The 2331-nt window shown below is 32.7% G+C and carries 4 protein-coding genes; 2 read left to right on the top strand and 2 right to left on the bottom strand.

The window, feature by feature from the left end; translation table 11 throughout:
• Both AVJ19_RS20945 and AVJ19_RS22935 read right to left on the bottom strand, forming a co-directional pair.
• A partial coding sequence (locus AVJ19_RS20945) for a transposase (RefSeq protein ID WP_162626689.1) occupies positions 1-184 on the bottom strand: 184 nt, incomplete at its 3' end.
• A 149-nt stretch (positions 185-333) separates the two neighbouring features.
• Positions 334-444 carry a DUF551 domain-containing protein gene (locus AVJ19_RS22935; RefSeq protein ID WP_111861413.1) on the bottom strand — a complete coding sequence of 37 codons (111 nt, stop codon included), beginning with the start codon at positions 442-444 and terminating at the stop codon, positions 334-336.
• Between the two features lie 251 nt (positions 445-695).
• Here AVJ19_RS22935 and AVJ19_RS20935 point away from each other — a divergent pair, with 251 nt between their 5' ends.
• Both AVJ19_RS20935 and AVJ19_RS20930 read left to right on the top strand, forming a co-directional pair.
• Positions 696-1739 carry an acyltransferase family protein gene (locus AVJ19_RS20935; protein WP_111861412.1) on the top strand — a complete coding sequence of 348 codons (1044 nt, stop codon included), beginning with the start codon at positions 696-698 and terminating at the stop codon, positions 1737-1739.
• A gap of 318 nt (positions 1740-2057) precedes the next feature.
• On the top strand, positions 2058-2331 hold a 274-nt coding region (locus AVJ19_RS20930), incomplete at its 3' end, for a helix-turn-helix domain-containing protein (protein WP_162626688.1).

Below are 2331 nucleotides of genomic sequence, written 5' to 3'. Positions count from 1 at the left end.
CTGGTAATCCAATACCAGAATTTCCTTGAAGTTCTGCATCATATTGGTGAAGCCAGCGGTGTACGCTGCTTTGTCCTAAACTGTTATCTGTACAAACTTGGGTAATGGTCAATCCTTGTTTGCGGATTAATTCACAGATATGAAGTTTGTAATTTGCATCAAATGTTCGTTTGATTTTGCTCATGTTGAAATCCTCTGTTCAGTGAAATTATATCTCTATATCACTGTCTGATTTTACTTGACCATTACATTTTTTTAAAAATAGTATTTAGTAGCAACATAATGGAGATCTTGGTTGAAGGATTGTTGTGTCGTAACTACATTCTACTCAATTTAAGATCTCCATTTTTTATTTTTTACTGTCCGAAGTGTTGTTTCATTGAATACCAAAACTCTACATCCGAATTTTGGCATGCGCTCAGAAATTGATATCCACCTTTGCATAGCAACTTTTTGGGTTTTAGAAAAATTAATAGCCTTTTTCTACATCGCCCAACCCAGTACGGTTCACATTTTCAAGGCAGTGGCTCTCAAGTCTCAAATTACTTTTTAGGCTATATCTTTGAAAACGGGGTTTTAAATAATAGTACAGCAAATATTGCAAAAGTATTATCGTTGCGTGCAAAAATAAAATATCGTAGTTAGTCTTATCTAGTATGTTATTATTTTGCAAATTTTTAACATGATAATAATGTATGAAAAGATACGAAAGCTTAGATTGGTTGCGAGGCTTAATGGCATTCGCAATCATGATTTATCACCTTGTAAGTTGGCAGATTTATCACCCGCAAGCAGGAAGTATACTTGGAAATTTAGGTATTTATGGTGTTTCAATATTCTTTGTGCTTTCAGGTTTGAGCATGGGGGTCGTTTATAACAATTACATTAAAGACTTATATTCATCTTACGTATTTTTTGTTCGTAGATTATTTCGCTTATTACCACTTTTATGGATTGCTATAGCTATCGTTGTAGGTATAGATTTCATTTTGCGTGGTGAAATTGATATTTATAAAGTATTTTTAAATATCACTTTGTTATTTGGTTTTATAGCACCAAGCGAATACATCAATATAGGTGCTTGGAGTATAGGTAATGAGTGTGTTTACTATGCTTTTACACCGCTTTTAATCATGCTTTATGCAAAAAATAAGCATCTTGGAAATTTGGCAGTACTATTAACTGTCGCAATAGGAATGTATTTTACTTTCTACTTATTAGATCCTAGTAAATCTTTGTCTGAACAATGGAATATATATATTAATCCTTTTAATAATATGTATTTATATACACTTGGTTTAGCACTTTATTATAACTTTCACGATATCAATTTAAAGAAAACATCTTATTTTTTAATAGTAGTTTCATCTTTAGTTTTCATTACATTTCCAGTTTCTGGGGATCAAATTGAAATAGTTAGCGGCTACACTGATATCATATTTTCATTAGCAGCAGTTGCATTAACACTTGGATTTTATAAGTTGGAAATTAATTTACCAAATTGGTTTGCCAAACCATTTGCAAATTTAGGAGAGGCAACTTATGGTGTATATTTATTACACCCAGTTGTTTACATTTTTACCAAGAAATTGGGGGGTGACCCAATTTTATGTGTTGTTATTACTTCTATTCTAACGATCATTGCTGCAAATATTTCATATAAATTCTATGAGAAACCATGGATCAAAATTGGTAAAAAAGTGACAACAGTGAAACTCAAAGATGTAAAAACAGTGTGATGAATTTAAGTCGAGTAATTTTTTTAATTGCAGTAATAATATCTGTATTAATGCTAATTTATGGCTTTTCTGACAAGACTTTTTTGTGATTGGGATTCTCGGCTTGTTAGCATCAGAGCACTAATTTATAGGTTGCTCAATGTATCTTTTAAGAAAGATTCGTAGCAAAAAACTTAAACCCACTCTAAAGCTCCAATCGGGGCTTTTTTATTGCACGCAGATTCAACAACGAAGTGCAACACTTTTGGAAGTAGTTGAGAAAGTTAGGATATATTGACTTTATTCTGATTTTTTCAACTCGCAATTGGAAAGCACACAATGAATCAATACACCCAACTTTCTCAAGATGAAAGATACGAAATTTATGCCGCTTTGAAAAGCAAAACTTCACAAGCTCAAATTGCCAGAGACCTCAATAGATCCCCTGCAACTATTTCACGAGAAATTAGACGAAATAAAGGACTACGAAGTTACCGTGCAAAACAAGCGCATGACATTTCAAAACAGCGTTGCTATCGTAGAACTTCTTCACTCACCACATTTGCTTATGCTTATATTTGCCATCTGATCGAAGCCAAATGGTCACCTGAAA

The organism is Acinetobacter sp. CFCC 10889, from assembly GCF_003268395.1.
In the GTDB taxonomy this organism is placed as follows: Bacteria; Pseudomonadota; Gammaproteobacteria; order Pseudomonadales; family Moraxellaceae; genus Acinetobacter.
Note: the sequence above shows the minus strand (reverse complement) of the source record. Positions and strands in the feature narration are given on the sequence as shown.